The organism is Microbacterium esteraromaticum (genome assembly GCF_016907315.1).
GTDB lineage: Bacteria > Actinomycetota > Actinomycetes > Actinomycetales > Microbacteriaceae > Microbacterium > Microbacterium esteraromaticum.
On the sequence record NZ_JAFBBS010000001.1, the window covers coordinates 936012 to 951788 of the forward strand.

The following is a 15777-nucleotide window of genomic DNA, read 5'->3' on the forward strand; positions in this document are numbered from 1 at the left end:
CCCGGCCTAGAATTGAAGTGGGTCTGAGGGAGGCTGATTTCGGTGACGATCGATGCGTCCACACTTTCGCGTTCAGCGATCTGCGACTATGCAGAGCGTGTGGCGGATAAGCATGGCATCTTCGCGGATGGAGATTATGCCGACCTCGAGCGTCTTGTGCACGCACTCGGCGGCAGAATTGACGTCGCCGCTTCTTTCGTTGCCCCCGAAGCCTTGACCGTCCGCGGCGAACGTGACTTTACCGTGCACCTGCCGCCCGTGACTTCCCACCGACGCGACAGGTTTACCATCGCGCACGAGCTAGGGCACTACTTCTTGCACTACCTTCAGCCGCGCGTCCAGGGAGCACGTTCGTTCGGTCGCGGAGAGCGAAACCGAGTCGAGACGCAGGCCAACTACTTCGCTGGCGCGCTGCTGATGCCTTCTGAACGCTTCAGTCGAGCTTGGAAGCGTTGCGACGGTGACGCGTGGTCGGTCGCCGACCGTTTCGGTGTCTCTGCGAGCGCTGCGGCCGTGCGCGCCCAGTCCCTTGGCCTCAGCTGACCCTGCGCTCAATGGCACCTCCACAAGCGAAGTCGGTCCTCTTCCTGTCTGCAGACTTGGTTGGATCGACCAGCTACAAGCAACAGGCGGACGGATGGCAGAAGATCTTCCTGAGCTTCTATCGCGAGTTCCCTCAAGCACTCGCTGACGCGAGCCGTGAGTATGCGAAGCAGCACTCAGTCACAGTCGACTTCGACTTGTGGAAGGCGATTGGCGACGAGCTGATCTTCAAGGTGGAAGTGCGCAGCGAAGCAGACGTAAGTAACGCGGTCCGTGTTTGGCTGCAAGCCGTGACGGCGTACGAGAACGACTCTCTAGAAGAAGTCAAGCTTGCCCTGAAGGGGGGCGCCTTCATCGCGACCTTCCCGGGGCCGGACAGCGAATCATCGATTCCTCGATCGCCAGCCGATGAGGACTCGGATGAGCCCGTGGTGATCCTGAATGACAAGGCCCTTAGCGGAAGGCGCGCACACACTAAGTACCTCTACGACTACTTCGGGCCGAGCGTCGACACCGGTTTCCGCGTCGCGGGGCTTGCCTCTCGTCGGTACTTCACTATGACGATCGAAGTCGTATGGGCTCTGGCCTCTATCGCGCATGCGCAGGAAACTACCCCCGGCAACGGTTCCCCTCACCATGTGCGAGACGTGGTTTTTCGGGGCCGAGAGCCGTTGAAGGGGGTATGGCGCGGTCAGGAGTATCCGGTATTCGCGGTTGACCGCGAGATCAGCTCTCCGCTGAACGAAGCGCTGGCCAAGCTCAACGGAAGCCCGATCAATGCTCAGAGCATCACGCACGTGTGCAAGGCATGCTCAGAGAGCGAGGGATGGCCCTCTCGGCTCTATCTGCCTGATGCCGCCCACGAAGCATTCAAGCACCCACCGGTGGACGCGATGCAGTCACTGCGCGAGAATGAAGCCAAGATCACCGTCGATGTTCCGACGGAGGGGGCTGACGAAGGCGAGCCGCTCCAGGAGAACGCGCCCCTGGGATAGGGCTCATCGGTTAGCAGGGACCGCTCACGCTCGGGTCGTCGTCCGATTAAGGCCGCGCGCGTCAGCCGCCGTAGATGCTCGGCCCGTCGAAGCTCGGTGGCAGCGGCGCCTGCGTGACCGGCTCGAAGCGGCGGCATGACGGGCACGTCCAGCCGCCCCTCTCGCCGCGCATAACGACGCCGCAGTCGGGGCAGCGCGGCTCGGTGCTCCCGAGGTCGTCGGCGTAGGTCATCCGCCCACCGTAACGTGCTCCGAAGCGCGGCCTTAGTGCGGGGGGGGTCGAGAGGGTCGCCCTTCGCGGATATTTTCAACTTCCGACCGCCGTAGTCGCCAACCTCGCGCCGTCCAACTTCCGCGTAATTCCGCAGGGTGTGCAGGGTGTGCAGGGTGTGCAGCCTCTGTATGTTGACGCGCCCACGCGCGCGCATTTCTCGTCAATGTTGAGCGCCTGCACACCCTCTTAAGGCCGCATCGGCTCGGCCCTTTAGCGACGCGCCGCGGGGGGCGGCGGCGATCCCGTCCGTGCTGGTGTCGCTCGCCTCCGGTACGGTCGGGCCATGAGACTACTAACCGAGGGCTGGTGCGAGCGCGGCCCCTCCCTCTCCGAGGCCGCTGCTGCCGTCCCGCCTCCGGAGTCCGCATGGTGGGACTCGGCCGAGTTCGTCGACGGCCCCGAGGACGACCGCCGCGCCGCGATCAACCTCTGGCTGCTCACCGGCCTCACACCCGAGCGCCGCGACGTGAAGGGCGAGCGCGACGGCGACGGCCGCGTCGACCTGTTGTTGCGCCCGGCCGGCGCTCCGGTCGAGGTCGTCGAGGTGCTCACGACGCTGGACCGCGACCACTCCGACGCCGTGCCGCGTGCCGCTGCTCTCGTCGCCGAGCTGAACGGCGCGGAGCCTCCCGCGCTGCTGTTCCCCATGCATCTCAAGCGCGGCTGGGAGCCTCCGCTGACGCGCGGCCGGAAGGGCAGGGCGGCCGGTCGCCGGTGGCGCGAGGTGGTCGAGCGGCTGCAGCACGAGGCTCATGCTGGGGCGATCAGCGCCGAGGCCGCGGCCGAGGCAGCGGCCGTGTTCCCCGGCATCGAGTTCCGCGACCCGATCGACGATCCCGAGCGAGGCGGGTTCTGGCTCAGCTCGCTCAACGCCGCGGTGCGCGACCCCGAGGACGTGCCCTACCTTGAGCGACTCTCCGCGTATCTGGCGGCCGAGGAGCGCCCCGTGCACCACGTCGTCAAACTCGCCCGCGAGGCAGCCGCGCTGGGCGCACAGCGGCGGCACCTGTATCTGCTCGTCGCCTCCGCAGGGCAATGGGGCGACCTGGTGCCGACGTCGCCGAGCTGGTTCACCGACGGCACCTTCACCGCTCCCAACGGACTGACCGATCTGTGGCTCGACGGCGGCACCGGCTACATCATGCGCTGGCGGCGCGAGGGCGGTTGGACCTATCACGAGACAGGCTGACGCCGCCTCTCCGGGCCTGCAGCGCCTCGTCTGCGGCTTCCGGCCCCACTGCCGCCGCGCTCGGCGCTCAGCGGCCGCGATGGGCGCCGCGGCTGGCGGCTCAGGCGTGCCAGAGGATACTCAGGCTCTGCGCCATGGCTGCGTCTGACATATTGCGCCGGTTCCCCTGGCCGACGCTGTGCACGACGATCGTCATCAGCGTCTCGATCACCGCGCGCTTGCGCCCGAGCGTCAGCCGTCCCACACCACGCGTACGTCCTCCGCGCCGACAAGATCACGCAGCGGCTCGACGACCGCGCCGCGCTCGAGCTTCGGTCGCACCTCCTCGAGCTTCGCGTCGACTCGCTTGAGCCGCCGCTGGTACTGGGCGCGCCCGATAAGGCCTTCGTCGCGGTCGTCGCCCAGCTCACGCCGAACGGCCTCCAGGCGGGTCAGCTCGGCGCTCAGCGCCTCGGCGTCTAGCCGCTCCCGGTCGATGAGCAGATCGGCCGCGTCCGGCGCTGCGAGGCGCGCGACGACGAGTCGCTCGATGAAGTCGTCGAGCGGGTGACCGCGGCGCATGAAGTGCGCCATCGACCCGCACCTATGCGAGTGGATCCCGGCCTCTCCGCCGGTGCGACGCCGAGCAGCAGGAAGGCGGGAAGGGTGCACGCGCCCAGCGGAAGAAGCAGCTTCGACGACAGGCGGGCGGCTCGCACGCGACCCTGCACACGTGCCTCGTGGCGCTGCTGAGCCGCAGAGGCCCGCAGCAGCTCGCCCGCAGGCACACCCGCTGATCGCGAGAGCTCGAGCACAGCGTCGGTGCCGTCGCGATCGTCGGGCAGCCGGCCAGGACTGTGCTCCACGAGCCGCAGAGCACGCGGGATTCCCACGCCCCCGGCGAGCGCCACCGCGACGAGCTCGGCGTGCATGCCCGGTGTGCCTGGTCGAGGCTGCGCCGCCCGCACCATTCGCGCCGTCCACCAGCGCGCAGCCAGCACGAGTCCGATACCGAGACCCAGGCAGGCGATGCCGAGCGGATGGGTCACCAGCACGCCGACGGTGTCGAACCCAAGCGCGAATCCGAGCAGCAGGCCGGCGAAGGGCAGCCAGAGCAGCAGCCGTGCCGTGCCGGTGGGCTCGGCGAGCGCGATGCGCACATCGTCTGCGGCCGCCGCCGCATCCTGCAGCGATTCGGCCAGCGACCGCAGCACCACGGCGAGAGGCGCACCGACGGTCGTCGCGATCTCCCACGCAGCGGCGACGTCGGACCATGCACCACCCTCGGCATCGATCGCGCCGACCAGCTCCGATCCGGCATCCATCCGCGCCGCGATCCGGCCTGCGACCGGGTCGCCGGTGTCGACGAGGTGCCGCCACGCCGTGAGCGGCCGGGCGCCCGCCTGCAGCAGCACTGCCAGGGTGCGCACTGCGGCCGCGGTCCGCTGAGGGTCATCGTGACCGGGATGCCCCTTTCGTCGCCTCACCACGGCCGCACCTCCTCCACCCCGAGGCGATCGTCGACGAGCACGAATCGGCCGGCGCGCGCGATGCGCCGCTGTCCGTCCGAGCCCCGCTCGAGATGCAGCACGATCGTGAACGCGCTGACGACCTGTCGCGCCAGCGCCGTGGCATCCATCCCCGCCAGCGCGCCCAGCGCCTCCATCCGGGCAGGCACATCGGCCAGTCCGCTGGCGTGCAGGGTGCCGGCCCCGCCGTCATGTCCGGTGTTCAGCGCCGTCAGCAGCTCGCGCACCTCTTCACCACGGCATTCCCCGACCACGAGGCGATCCGGGCGCATGCGCAGCGACTCGCGCACCAGCATCGCGAGGGTGATGCGCCCGGCCCCCTCGAGATTCGCCTGCCGGGCCTCGAGCGAGACGTGGTGCGGATGGCGGGGGCGGAGCTCGGCGACGTCCTCGATGGTCACGATGCGCTCCCCGTCGCCGACCTGCGCGAGCAGAGCCGCGAGCAGGGTGGTCTTCCCGGTTCCTGTTCCGCCGGTGATCAGCACGTTCGCGCGGTCGCGCACCAGGCGCTCGAGCCAGATCCGCTGAGCATCGCCGAAGGTTCCCGTCGCGGCGAGCGCGGCGAGATCGGCCCCGAGCACGCGAGGCACACGCACCGACAGCGCGGTGCCGGTCACCGAGACCGGGGCGAGCACCGCGTGCACCCTGATGCCCGAGTCGAGCCGCACGTCCACGCAGGGAGACTGGTCGTCGAGATGCCGCCCTCCCGAGGCGACGAGGGCGACCGCGAGATCGCGTACCTCGCGCTCCGACGCCCGCCACCCGGCCACCCTCTCGGCGCCGTCGCCGCGGTCGACGTAGAGTCCGCCCGCGCCGTTGACGAAGATGTCGGTGACGCTCTCGTCGCGCACGTGCTCGGCGAGCGCACCGAAGGCGGGATCGACCGCCATCACGGGTCCGACGCCATCGACGATGCGGGCGGCGGTATGGCGTGGCAGGAGGACGAACGGTTCGGGCATGCGACGACGCTAGGCCGGTCGTACGACGCCGCCGCGCCTGTATCCCGGCCGATGTGGACAACGGAGGGAATGCGCCTACTGTGCAGGTCGAGACCCGACCCGGCGGAGACGAAGAGGCGGCACCTCACGGGGGGAATGAGGTGCCGCCGACGCGCAGCCCGCAATGGGGGGTGCCGGGCGCGCGGAAAGCCGTATTCGAAATCGGCTGAGGCCAGTGTATTCACCCTCATGCGTCCGCGCCAAACCGTCCGCACTACCGACTTTCGACAGTAGGCTTCGATATCTGACCGGGCTAGATTCACCGTGTCACGGTCGTGTCCCTGCACGATCGCCCGACCGCGCAAAGGAGCGAGTGCATGAGCAGCCAGATCGACCACCTTCTCGACGAGGCCCGCAGCTTCCCGCCGTCAGAGGAGTTCGTCGCTCAGTCGATCGACGATCCGGCCCTCTACGAGCGTGCAGCCGCAGACCGTGAAGGCTTCTGGGCCGAACAGGCTCGCGAGAGCGTGCACTGGCACAAGCCCTTCACGAGGACTCTCGACTGGTCGAACCCGCCGTTCGCGAAGTGGTTCGACGACGGCGAGCTGAACGTCGCCTACAACTGCCTCGACCGGCACGTCGAAGCCGGCAACGGCGACCGGGTCGCCATCCTCTGGGAGGGCGAGCCAGGCGACGAGCGCCGCATCACCTACGCCGAGCTCACCGACGAGGTCAAGCGCACCGCCAACGTGCTGCGGGAACTCGGTGTCGGCCGCGGCGACCGTGTCGCGATCTACCTGCCCATGATCCCCGAGGCGGTCATCTCGATGCTGGCCGTCGCGCGACTGGGCGCGATCCACTCCGTGGTGTTCGGCGGGTTCAGTGCCGACAGCCTCCGCTCGCGCATCGACGACGCCGGAGCGAAGCTCGTGATCACCGCCGACGGCGGCTACCGCAAGGGCAAGGTCTCGGCGCTCAAGCCCGCCGTCGACCAGGCGCTCAACGACCGCAACGGCGAGGGCGAGCAGCAGACCGTCGAGCACGTCCTCGTCGTCAAGCGCGGCGAGAACGAGGTCGAGTGGAACGACGAGCGCGACATCTGGTGGCACGACGTCGTCCCGCAGGCGTCGAATGACCACGAGGCCGAGGCCTTCCCGGCCGAGAACCCGCTGTTCATCCTGTACACCTCGGGTACGACCGGCAAGCCGAAGGGCATCCTGCACACTTCTGGCGGCTACCTCGTGCAGGCCGCGTACACGCACAAGTACGTCTTCGACCTGCACGCCGAGACCGACGTCTTCTGGTGCACCGCCGACATCGGCTGGGTCACCGGCCACAGCTACGTCGCCTACGGCCCCCTCGCGAACGGCGCGACCCAGGTGCTCTTCGAGGGCACCCCCGATTCCCCGCACCCCGGGCGCTGGTGGGAGATCATCGAGAAGTACGGCGTGACGATCTTCTACACCGCGCCCACCGCGATCCGGTCGTTCATGAAGCTCGGACGCCAGATCCCGCAGAAGTTCGACCTGTCGAGCCTGCGCCTGCTCGGGTCGGTCGGCGAGCCCATCAACCCCGAGGCATGGATGTGGTACCGAGAGGTGATCGGCGCCGAGAAGACCCCGATCGTCGACACCTGGTGGCAGACCGAGACCGGCGCGATCATGGTCTCTCCCCTCCCCGGCATCACGGCCACCAAGCCCGGCTCAGCGCAGGTGCCGATCCCCGGCATCACGATCGACGTCACGGACGACGACGGCAACGTCGTCGGCAACGGCAACGGCGGTCTGCTCGTGATCACCGAGCCGTGGCCGTCGATGCTGCGCGGCATCTGGGGCGACCCCGAGCGCTTCAAGGAGACCTACTGGGAGAAGTTCCAGGACCAGGGCTACTACTTCGCCGGCGATGGCGCCCGCCTCGACGAGGACGGCGACCTGTGGCTGCTCGGCCGTGTCGACGACGTGATGAACGTCTCCGGCCACCGTCTCTCGACCACCGAGATCGAGTCGTCGCTCGTCGCTCACGAGGCCACAGCCGAGGCCGCCGTCGTCGGCGCGTCGGACGAGACCACCGGTCAGGCCGTGGTCGCCTTCGTGATCATCAAGCAGAGCTACCTCGACGAGCACTCCCCCGAGGGCCTCGTGACCCAGCTGCGCTCGTGGGTGGGTGAGCAGATCGGGCCGATCGCGCGTCCCCGCGACGTGTACATCGTGAACGAGCTGCCCAAGACGCGCTCCGGCAAGATCATGCGCCGTCTGCTGCGCGATGTCGCCGAGGGCCGTGAAGTCGGCGACACCACGACCCTGGCCGACACCATGGTGATGAGCACGATCACCAGCCAGGTGAAGTAACCCGTACACACGACAGCGGCCCCTCCGACTGTGATCGGAGGGGCCGCTTCTGCGTGAGTCGTCAGGCGAGGATGAACGTGACCTCGACCTCGACGGGGGTGTCGAGCGGAAGGCTGGCGACGCCGACGGCTGCGCGTGCGTGCTTGCCCGCATCGCCGAAGATCTCACCGAGAACCTCGCTCGCGCCGTTGATCACGGCCGGCTGACCGGTGAAGGCCGGATCGGATGCCACGAAGCCGCCCACTCGGAGCACGCCGGCGATACGGTCCACGCCGCCGGCCGCCTGCGCCGCTGCTGCCAGCGCGTTCAGGGCACACGTGCGGGCGTAGGCCTGGGCATCCGCCGCCTCGATCTCGGCGCCGACCTTCCCGGTCGCCGGGAGAGCGCCGTCGACGAATGGCAGCTGCCCGGAGGTGTAGACGAGACCGCCGTGCACCACGGCCGGAACGTAGGCCGCGACGGGGGCGGCAACGGCGGGAAGCTCGATGCCGAGCTCCTCGAGACGGGCTGCGATGCTCACTGCTGTACTCCCTCATCGAACTGGCGGGATGCCTGTGCTGCGGCTGCGAGGCCGGCGTTGGCCGTCGCGTCCTGCGTCACCGGACGCTTCAGGTAGGCGACGAGGCCGCCCTCAGGACCCTGGACGACCTGCACGAGCTCCCACCCCTGCTTGCCCCAGTTGTTGAGGATCGCCGCCGTGTTGTGGATCAGCAGCGGCGTGGTCAGATACTCCCACGTGGTCATGGCACTCCTGTGCGTCGGCGACGGACGGCACCGGATGCCGTGCGTCGAGGCTCTTATTCAGGGAACTCCCTTAACATCAAGCGTATGCCTCAAACGAAACGCACGCTGAAGGGTGTGCTCGGCGGTCTGCTGGGCCTGGTGGGTCTCAGCGCAGTCGCCGGCGTCCTGGTGACCGCAGCCGTCACGCCCGCCATCGCGGTCGCCGGAGTGACGGGATCGCAGGCGCTCACGATCTTCGACAACCTTCCGAACAGCCTCACGCCCGGGGCCCCGATGGAGCCGACGACGATCTACGCCAACGGCACCGACGGCAAGCCGTTCCAGCTCGCGAAGTTCTACGACCAGAACCGCGTGCCGGTGTCGTTCGACCAGGTGTCACCGCTGCTGTACGACGCGATCCTCTCCAGTGAGGACAAGAGCTTCTACGAGCACGGCGGCGTCAACCTCGGCGCGACCGTGAAGGCGGTCGTCGACAACGTGCGGGGCACGTCGTCGCGAGGCGCCTCGACGATCAGCCAGCAGTTCGTCAAGAACGTGCTGATCCAGGAGTGCGAGTGGGACGTCAAGCCCACGCTCAAGAACGGCGAGGCGAACCCCGAGTACGCCAACCAGCTGCAGGCGTGCTGGACCGAGGCGACCGAGGCCAAGGGCGCCGACGGCATCGAGCGCAAGCTGCAGGAGATGCGCTACGCGATCCAGATCGAGAAGGACTTCTCGAAGAACGACATCCTGCTCGGCTACCTCAACGTCGCGAACTTCGGCGGTCAGACCTACGGCATCGAGGCCGCGGCGAACCGCTACTTCGGCACGACCGCGAAGAACCTCACGCTCGGACAGGCTGCCACCCTCGCCGGCATCGTGCAGAACCCGAACCGGTTCCGCATCGATCGCGCGGAGGGCACCAACTCCAAGGCCGACGGATACGCCGACACCAAGGTGCGCCGCAACTACGTGCTGAACCGCATGCTCCAGAACGGTCAGATCACCGAGGCCCAGTACAAGGAGGCTTCGGAAGCGCCGATCGTCGCGAACATCAAGTCGACCGCCCAGGGATGCTCGGCGGCGGGCGCTCAGGCGTACTTCTGCCAGTACGTGCGCGCGGTGATCGAGAACGACGAGGCGTTCGGCAAGACCCAGAGCGAGCGACAGGAGACGCTGCGCCGCGGCGGCCTGAAGATCTACACCTCGCTCGACATGCGCATCCAGCAGCCCGGCGTCGACGCGATGAACGAGCTCGCGCCGACCTTCGTTCCCGAGGCCACCTACGCCGCGAGCGGCGTCACGATCGAGGCGACCACCGGACGCGTTCTCGCGATCGTGCAGAACACGAAGTTCAACGAGACCTCGAAGGCCGCCGCCGGCGAGACCAGCCTCGTGTACGCCGCAGACCAGGACCACAACGGCTCCGGAGGCTTCGGTCCCGGCTCGTCGTACAAGCTGTTCACCCTGCTCGACTGGCTCGAGAAGGGGCACTCGGTGAACGAGAACCTCAACGGCGCCGTGCGCAACGGCGGCTCCTACAAGCTCACGACGTGCGGCAAGCAGTCGACCGTCGCGGCCAAGAACGCCGGAGGAAACTTCCGGAAGAACCGGGGCTTCGCCGGCACTCCCATGAGCTTCACGGCCCAGTCGCTGAACACGGGCTACTACGCCATGGCCGAGAAGCTCGACCTCTGCGACATCAACAAGATGGCCGAGCGACTCGGCGTGCACGAGGGCGACATGGGGTCGGTGACCTCCAGCAACGGCCTCTTCGAGTCGACGCTCGGCTCCAAGTCGATCGCGCCGCTCCAGATGGCCAGCGCGTACGCCACCGTCGCCAACCAGGGCAAGTTCTGCCAGCCGCGGGTCATCGACAAGGTCGTGAACACGGCGGGCGAGGAGATGCCCGTGCCGAAGTCGACGTGCACCCAGGTGATTCCCCCCGAGGTCGCGGCGACCGCTGCGCACGCCCTGCAGGGCGTCATGAGCGCGACGGGACGGGATGCCCGTCTGGGCGACGGCGTGCCGCTGATCGGCAAGACGGGAACCAACGAGTCGACGGGCACCGCGATGGCGACCGCCTCGACGAAGACCGCCACGTTCATCTTCTCGGGTTTCGACAAGGACATGACGGCGGACTCGATCCCGTTCGAGAAGCGCAAGCGCATCGAGCGCACCTACGGGCCGAGCGGCATGCAGCTCAGCCAGATCCGCTTCCCCCTCTCCCGCGCCATGCAGGGTGCGGCGAACGCGGTGTACGGTGGCGACCGCTTCCCCCAGCCCGACCGTGACCTCACCCGTCGCGTGATGAAGGATCTGCCGGACGTCGTCGGTAAGTCGATCGACGAGGCGACGGGCATCCTCCGTGAGGCCGGCTTCTCGGTGCAGGTGGGCGATCCCGTCGACAGCGAGATCGGTCAGGGCCTGGTCGCCGAGCAGAACCCGGGCGCCGGGCGCGCGCCGGCGGGGGCGACGGTGACGCTCCGCCCGAGCAGCGGGAAGAAGCCGGGTGCTGCAGCGCCCGAGGCAGAAGGCACTGTTCCGAACGTGACGGGTGCGAAGTACAACCAGGCGAAGGCCGCGCTCGAGAAGCTCGGCTTCGGTGTCTCGGAAGACGGCTGCAACGGCGGCTCCACGGTCAGCGGACAGGATCCTGCTGCGGACACGAAGGCGCCCGCTGGCACCGAAGTCGCCCTCAGCTGCGGAGACGACGGTTGACCCAGCGCCAGGCCGCGCATCCGGCCCTCATCGCGCTCGGCGCGGTGGGGGCCGTCGGCGTCGGCGCTGCCGTCTGGGGAGTGGGCATCGAGCGCCAGCTGTTCACCGTGCGCGAGGCGACGACGGCGGCCCTCGCACCCGGCAGCGCTTCGCTGCGTGTGCTGCACATCTCCGACGCCCACATGGCACCGTGGCAGCACCGCAAGCAGCGCTGGCTTGCGTCTCTTGCTGCGCTCGGGCCCGACCTCGTGGTGAACACGGGCGACAACCTCGGACACCGCGACGGACTCGCCGGCATCCGCCGCGCCCTCTCCCCCTTCGAGGGCATACCAGGAGTCTTCGTGCACGGCTCGAACGACGTGCATGCCCCGTCCGCCCGCAATCCGCTCAAGTACTTCCGCGGACCGTCGGAGACTCCGCCCGAGGGCGGTCCCGGCGGACTGGACACCCAGGCGATGGATGCCTTCTTCACCGACGAACTCGGCTGGCGCAGCCTCAACAACACGGCATTCCGCACGGCTGTCCGCGGCAACGATCTGGAATTCATCGGCGTCGACGATCCGCACCGCGAATGGGATGACTTCGAGACGCTGCGAGCGGACATCTCCTCCCTCGGAGCGGCACGCATGAAGTCGTCGAGGATCGCGGTCGCGCACGCTCCCTACCGGCGGGTTCTCGACGGCTTCATCGACCTCGGAGCCGACGCCCTGTTCGCCGGTCACACGCACGGCGGACAGGTGTGCCTGCCCGGCTTCGGGGCGCTGGTTGCCAACTGCGACATCCCGCTGAAGCAGGCGAAGGGTCTGAGCACCTGGTCGCACAGCGGCCGCACGGTGCCGCTGAACGTGAGCGCGGGTTGCGGTCATTCGATCTACGCGCCGGTGCGCTTCGCCTGCCGGCCCGAGGCGACCCTCCTCACGCTCACGGCCCGCTCCGCCTGACGCGCCCGGCGATCGCCCGCGATTCGTCGTAGCGAGTTCGGGCATGTAGACTTGAACGGTTGCAATCACGGGGTGTGGCGCAGCTTGGTAGCGCGCTTCGTTCGGGACGAAGAGGCCGCAGGTTCAAATCCTGTCACCCCGACAGCATGAGAGGGGCAGATCCGCCAGTGGCGGATCTGCCCCTCTTCTCGCATGCCCCACGGCACCAGACTCGGGCCCTCCCCGTCGTCGGCCGGCCTCGGACCGGCCGGCGCAGGGAGGGCGACGCCCAGCCCTCCCCCAGACCGCACGTCTACGCTCGTCGCGAGGACTCCATGACCACATCCCCGATCACCCGCCCAGGAACCCGACGCTCGTCGGCGCCGGTTCTCGCGTTCGCCGCGGTGCTCGGTCTGCCATATGTGATCGGCATCCTGGTGCTGACCCTTACGCCGCGCGGTTTCCAGAGCCGCATGCCCGAGGTGCTCGACCTCGTGCTCGGCTTCGCCCACCACACTCTCGGCTGGGATTGGCTCGGCTTCACAAAGCTCGAGCTGATCGCCAACGTGCTGGTGTTCGCGCCGATCGGAGTGCTCGCGTTCATGCTGCTTCGCACCAGGCCGATCATCCTCGCGCTGCTCGTCGGACCCCTGCTGTCCTTCGGCGTCGAGCTGGTGCAGGCCACCCTGCTGCCCCATCGTGTGGCCTCGCTGGTCGACGTGGCCGCGAACTCGCTGGGGGCTACGGCAGGGGTCGTGCTGGCCTGGTCGGTAGCCACGCTGGCGCGAGCTCTCAGCCGACGGCAATAGTCTGAGGACATCATGACGCATCCTCGACTGGTCGCCTTCGACCTCGACGACACCCTGGCGCCCTCGAAGGGCGAGATCGACGACCGCATCGCCGGCCTGCTGCACGAACTGCTGCGCCGGGTTGACGTGGCGATCATCTCCGGCGGCAACGAACAGCAGTTCCGCACCCAGGTGATCGCACGTCTCGCCGACATCGGAATCGCCGAGCAGTCGCGTCTGCACCTGCTGCCCACGTGCGGCACGCGCTACCTGCGCCATGACGGCGAGGCGTTCGCCACCGTGTACGCGCACGATCTGAGCGACGACGAGAAGTCGGCGGCCATCGCCGCGCTTCGGGAAGAGGCCGAGCGTCTGGGCCTCTGGGAGACCGAGCCGTGGGGCGACATTCTCGAGGACCGCGGCTCGCAGATCACCTTCTCGGCGCTGGGCCAGCGCGCACCCCGCGACGCGAAGCACGCATGGGATCCCACCGGCGCCCGCCGCGAAGCGCTGCGCGATGCGGTCGCTCCTCGTCTTCCTGGCCTGGAGGTGCGCTCCGGCGGATCGACGTCGATCGACATCACCCGCGCCGGCATCGACAAGGCGTACGGCATGCAGAAGCTGGTCGAGCACACGGGTATCGGGCTCGACGAGATGCTGTTCTACGGAGACCGTCTCGACGAGGGCGGCAACGACTACCCGGTGCGGGCGATCGGCGTGCTCTCGGTGCAAGTGGAGGGCTGGCAGGACACCGCCGAGAAGCTGGATGCCCTGATCGCCACCCTTCCCGCACCCATCGCGCGCTGATCCCCCGCAGCGGGGTCAGCGGGGCATGGGCGCGAGTCGGGTCAGCTGCGTGACATGACCCGGCGTGAGCTCGGCGAGAGTCGAGACGCCGAGCAGGCGCATCGTGCGCTCGATCTCGCCGCGCAGGATCGCGATCGTCCGGTCGACGCCCTGGCGTCCTCCGGCCATCAGCCCGTACAGGTAGGCGCGGCCGATGAGAGTGAAGTCCGCACCGAGGGCGACCGAGGCGACGATGTCGGCGCCGTTCATGATCCCGGTGTCGATCATCACGGTGAAGTCGTCGCCGACGGCCTTGCGCACATCAGGCAGGAGGTGGAACGGGATCGGCGCGCGGTCGAGCTGACGCCCGCCGTGGTTCGACAGCACGATGCCGTCGACTCCCGCGTCGCGCAGGCGCAGCGAGTCCTCGACGGTCTGCACTCCCTTGATCACGATGCGCCCCGGCCACAGATCGCGGATCACCGCGAGATCGTCGTAGCTGATCGTGGGGTCCATCGCGGCATCCAGCAGCTCTCCCACGGTGCCGCCCGTCGCGCTCAGTGAGGCGAACTCGAGCTTCGGAGTGGTGAGGAAGTCGTACCACCACCACGGCCGCGGGATGGCGTTGACGATCGTCCCGAGCGTCAGCTGCGGCGGGATGCTGAAGCCGTTGCGCTTGTCGCGCAGCCGCGCCCCAGCCACCGGCGTGTCGACGGTGAAGTGCAGGGTGTCGAAGCCGGCGGCCGCCGCGCGACGGGTCAGCTCGTACGAGATCTCCCGGTCGCGCATCACGTACAGCTGGAACCAGTTGCGACCGTCGGGATTGGCATCCCTCACCGCCTCGATCGATGTCGTGCCGAGCGTCGAGAGGGTGAAGGGTATGCCCGCCGCCCCGGCAGCGCCCGCACCCGCCACCTCGCCCTCGGTCTGCATCAGCCGCGTGAATCCGGTCGGGGCGATGCCGAACGGCAGCGCTGAGCGCCCTCCGAGGATCTCGATGCTCGTGTCGACGTCGGGGGCGGGCTTGAGGATGCCGGGATGGAACTCGACATCCTGGAACGCCTGTCGCGCGCGCGTGAGCGAGAGCTCGCCCTCGGCGGCACCGTCGGTGTAGTCGAAGGCGGCCTTCGGCGTACGGCGCTTGGCGATCAGCCGCAGATCGTCGATCGTGAGCGCGGCGTCGAGCCGACGCTTGCGCGCGTTCAGCTCGGGCTTCTTGAACTTCATCAGCTCGAGCAGCTCGACGGGGTTGGGCAGCTGGCGTGTGACCATCAGTGCGTCCTCTCGGTCAGTCGGCGCCGGGCACGAGCCCGGCGGCGGTGTAATAGCCGGTGATGTGGGAGTTCACGAGCGTCTTCGCCTTCGCCACGTCGCCGTGCTCGATCGCGGCGATGATGGCGCGATGCTCGGCGCGAAGGCGGGACGCCATGGCATCCCACCGCTCGATCCGCGCCGCGCCTTCGACCACGTACGACTCGATGGCGGTGCGAAGGCCCGCCATCGTCGCGGTGATGACGGTGTTGCCCGCCGCCTCGGCGAGGGCGTAGTGCAGCGATGCGTCGAGGGCGAGGAACTCGCCGGGGGTGAGCGACTCGGCATCCATCGCGTCGAGCACGGAGTGCACCGTCGCGAGGTCCCGCTGCGGGTCTGCGCTCAATGCAGCCACGACGGCGTCCTCCAGCACAAGGCGCGTCTGCACGACATCCGCCAGAGGGAAGCCCTGAGCGGCGACCTGCAGGCGCAGCAGGGCTGCCATCCCGCCCGACGGCGCGGCGATGACGATCGCCCCCGCGTGGGGACCGGAGCCCGTGGAGGTGCGGATCAGCCCCATCACCTCGAGTACGCGCAGGGCCTCGCGGACGCTGGAGCGGCCGACGCCGAGGTCGGCCGAGAGGTCGCGCTCCGACGGGAGGCGATCTCCGGGGCCGAGGGCGCCGCTGAGCAGGTCGTCCTCGATCCGCTCGAGCACCGTGCGCCACGCGCGGCCGGGCGCAACGGGTTCCGCCATACGTCCTCCTGTGGTCTGACCACAGGTTACGCCCTG

At 68.6% G+C, this 15777-nt stretch carries 17 protein-coding genes and 1 tRNA gene; 9 read left to right on the forward strand and 9 right to left on the reverse strand.

From position 1 onward, the window contains the following. Positions 1-42: 42 nt before the first annotated feature. Both JOE67_RS04630 and JOE67_RS04635 read left to right on the forward strand, forming a co-directional pair. The gene (locus JOE67_RS04630) at positions 43-543 is read left to right on the forward strand and encodes an ImmA/IrrE family metallo-endopeptidase (protein WP_204974362.1); all 501 of its coding nucleotides are present in this window, start codon (positions 43-45) and stop codon (positions 541-543) included. Positions 544-554: 11 nt separating this feature from the next. Next, a complete protein-coding gene (locus JOE67_RS04635; protein ID WP_204974363.1) occupies positions 555-1538 on the forward strand; it encodes a hypothetical protein in 984 nt (327 codons plus the stop codon). Between the two features lie 61 nt (positions 1539-1599). On the opposite strand, the gene JOE67_RS04640 is transcribed toward JOE67_RS04635, so the two are convergent. Beyond that, positions 1600-1770, reverse strand: coding sequence for a hypothetical protein (locus JOE67_RS04640; protein ID WP_204974364.1), 171 nt, complete (start codon positions 1768-1770; stop codon positions 1600-1602). A gap of 325 nt (positions 1771-2095) precedes the next feature. Here JOE67_RS04640 and JOE67_RS04645 point away from each other — a divergent pair, with 325 nt between their 5' ends. Continuing rightward, the gene (locus JOE67_RS04645; RefSeq protein ID WP_204974365.1) at positions 2096-3001 is read left to right on the forward strand and encodes a hypothetical protein; all 906 of its coding nucleotides are present in this window, start codon (positions 2096-2098) and stop codon (positions 2999-3001) included. Between the two features lie 100 nt (positions 3002-3101). On the opposite strand, the gene JOE67_RS04650 is transcribed toward JOE67_RS04645, so the two are convergent. Genes JOE67_RS04650 through JOE67_RS04665 form a run of 4 tightly spaced genes read right to left on the reverse strand, consistent with a single transcriptional unit; the run spans position 3102 to position 5399 of the window. Then, the gene (locus JOE67_RS04650) at positions 3102-3245 is read right to left on the reverse strand and encodes a hypothetical protein (RefSeq protein WP_204974366.1); all 144 of its coding nucleotides are present in this window, start codon (positions 3243-3245) and stop codon (positions 3102-3104) included. After that, on the reverse strand, positions 3233-3574 hold the full coding sequence (locus JOE67_RS04655; RefSeq protein WP_204974367.1) for a hypothetical protein: 342 nt from the start codon (positions 3572-3574) through the stop codon (positions 3233-3235). The genes JOE67_RS04650 and JOE67_RS04655 overlap by 13 nt, the downstream gene beginning before the upstream one ends. After that, entirely contained in the window at positions 3460-4470 is a 1011-nt protein-coding gene (locus JOE67_RS04660) for a type II secretion system F family protein (RefSeq protein ID WP_204974368.1), read from the reverse strand. The genes JOE67_RS04655 and JOE67_RS04660 overlap by 115 nt, the downstream gene beginning before the upstream one ends. After that, positions 4464-5399, reverse strand: coding sequence for a TadA family conjugal transfer-associated ATPase (locus JOE67_RS04665; protein ID WP_239528384.1), 936 nt, complete (start codon positions 5397-5399; stop codon positions 4464-4466). Before JOE67_RS04665 ends, JOE67_RS04660 begins: the two co-directional genes overlap by 7 nt. A gap of 425 nt (positions 5400-5824) precedes the next feature. Between JOE67_RS04665 and acs the strand changes: the two genes are divergently transcribed. Then, the gene (acs, locus tag JOE67_RS04670) at positions 5825-7795 is read left to right on the forward strand and encodes an acetate--CoA ligase (RefSeq protein WP_204974370.1); all 1971 of its coding nucleotides are present in this window, start codon (positions 5825-5827) and stop codon (positions 7793-7795) included. A gap of 61 nt (positions 7796-7856) precedes the next feature. On the opposite strand, the gene JOE67_RS04675 is transcribed toward acs, so the two are convergent. Together JOE67_RS04675 and JOE67_RS04680 are read right to left on the reverse strand one after the other, a co-directional pair. Beyond that, positions 7857-8315, reverse strand: a complete 459-nt coding sequence (locus JOE67_RS04675) for an Atu1372/SO_1960 family protein (RefSeq protein ID WP_204974371.1) — start codon at positions 8313-8315, stop codon at positions 7857-7859. Then, complete coding sequence (locus tag JOE67_RS04680) at positions 8312-8539, reverse strand: Sp36 family protein (protein WP_204974372.1); 228 nt, start codon at positions 8537-8539, stop codon at positions 8312-8314. Before JOE67_RS04680 ends, JOE67_RS04675 begins: the two co-directional genes overlap by 4 nt. Before the next feature lie 84 nt (positions 8540-8623). Between JOE67_RS04680 and JOE67_RS04685 the strand changes: the two genes are divergently transcribed. The 5 genes from JOE67_RS04685 (at position 8624) to JOE67_RS04705 (ending at position 13754) form a co-directional block, all read left to right on the forward strand. After that, the gene (locus JOE67_RS04685) at positions 8624-11239 is read left to right on the forward strand and encodes a transglycosylase domain-containing protein (RefSeq protein ID WP_239527991.1); all 2616 of its coding nucleotides are present in this window, start codon (positions 8624-8626) and stop codon (positions 11237-11239) included. Then, a complete protein-coding gene (locus tag JOE67_RS04690; protein WP_204974373.1) occupies positions 11236-12180 on the forward strand; it encodes a metallophosphoesterase in 945 nt (314 codons plus the stop codon). Before JOE67_RS04685 ends, JOE67_RS04690 begins: the two co-directional genes overlap by 4 nt. A gap of 68 nt (positions 12181-12248) precedes the next feature. Then, positions 12249-12322, forward strand: a tRNA-Pro gene (locus tag JOE67_RS04695). A 172-nt stretch (positions 12323-12494) separates the two neighbouring features. Further along, positions 12495-12968, forward strand: coding sequence for a VanZ family protein (locus JOE67_RS04700; protein WP_204974374.1), 474 nt, complete (start codon positions 12495-12497; stop codon positions 12966-12968). Positions 12969-12980: 12 nt separating this feature from the next. Then, positions 12981-13754 carry an HAD-IIB family hydrolase gene (locus JOE67_RS04705; RefSeq protein WP_204974375.1) on the forward strand — a complete coding sequence of 258 codons (774 nt, stop codon included), beginning with the start codon at positions 12981-12983 and terminating at the stop codon, positions 13752-13754. 15 nt (positions 13755-13769) lie between these two features. On the opposite strand, the gene JOE67_RS04710 is transcribed toward JOE67_RS04705, so the two are convergent. Next, positions 13770-15005: an alpha-hydroxy acid oxidase gene (locus JOE67_RS04710; protein WP_204974376.1), complete on the reverse strand. Its 1236-nt coding sequence runs from the start codon at positions 15003-15005 to the stop codon at positions 13770-13772. Between the two features lie 16 nt (positions 15006-15021). Beyond that, positions 15022-15741: a FadR/GntR family transcriptional regulator gene (locus tag JOE67_RS04715; RefSeq protein WP_204974377.1), complete on the reverse strand. Its 720-nt coding sequence runs from the start codon at positions 15739-15741 to the stop codon at positions 15022-15024. Between the last annotated feature and the right edge of the window lie 36 nt (positions 15742-15777).

Bases quoted from the DNA above. Each gene is read 5' to 3' on its own strand.
- JOE67_RS04635 (WP_204974363.1), top strand. From the start codon at position 555: ATGGCACCTCCACAAGCGAAGTCGGTCCTCTTCCTGTCTGCAGACTTG.
- JOE67_RS04640 (WP_204974364.1), bottom strand. From the start codon at position 1,770: ATGACCTACGCCGACGACCTCGGGAGCACCGAGCCGCGCTGCCCCGAC.
- JOE67_RS04645 (WP_204974365.1), top strand. From the start codon at position 2,096: ATGAGACTACTAACCGAGGGCTGGTGCGAGCGCGGCCCCTCCCTCTCC.
- JOE67_RS04655 (WP_204974367.1), bottom strand. From the start codon at position 3,574: ATGGCGCACTTCATGCGCCGCGGTCACCCGCTCGACGACTTCATCGAG.
- JOE67_RS04665 (WP_239528384.1), bottom strand. From the start codon at position 5,399: ATGGCGGTCGATCCCGCCTTCGGTGCGCTCGCCGAGCACGTGCGCGAC.
- acs (WP_204974370.1), top strand. From the start codon at position 5,825: ATGAGCAGCCAGATCGACCACCTTCTCGACGAGGCCCGCAGCTTCCCG.
- JOE67_RS04680 (WP_204974372.1), bottom strand. From the start codon at position 8,539: ATGACCACGTGGGAGTATCTGACCACGCCGCTGCTGATCCACAACACG.
- JOE67_RS04685 (WP_239527991.1), top strand. From the start codon at position 8,624: ATGCCTCAAACGAAACGCACGCTGAAGGGTGTGCTCGGCGGTCTGCTG.
- JOE67_RS04700 (WP_204974374.1), top strand. From the start codon at position 12,495: ATGACCACATCCCCGATCACCCGCCCAGGAACCCGACGCTCGTCGGCG.
- JOE67_RS04705 (WP_204974375.1), top strand. From the start codon at position 12,981: ATGACGCATCCTCGACTGGTCGCCTTCGACCTCGACGACACCCTGGCG.
- JOE67_RS04710 (WP_204974376.1), bottom strand. From the start codon at position 15,005: ATGGTCACACGCCAGCTGCCCAACCCCGTCGAGCTGCTCGAGCTGATG.
- JOE67_RS04715 (WP_204974377.1), bottom strand. From the start codon at position 15,741: ATGGCGGAACCCGTTGCGCCCGGCCGCGCGTGGCGCACGGTGCTCGAG.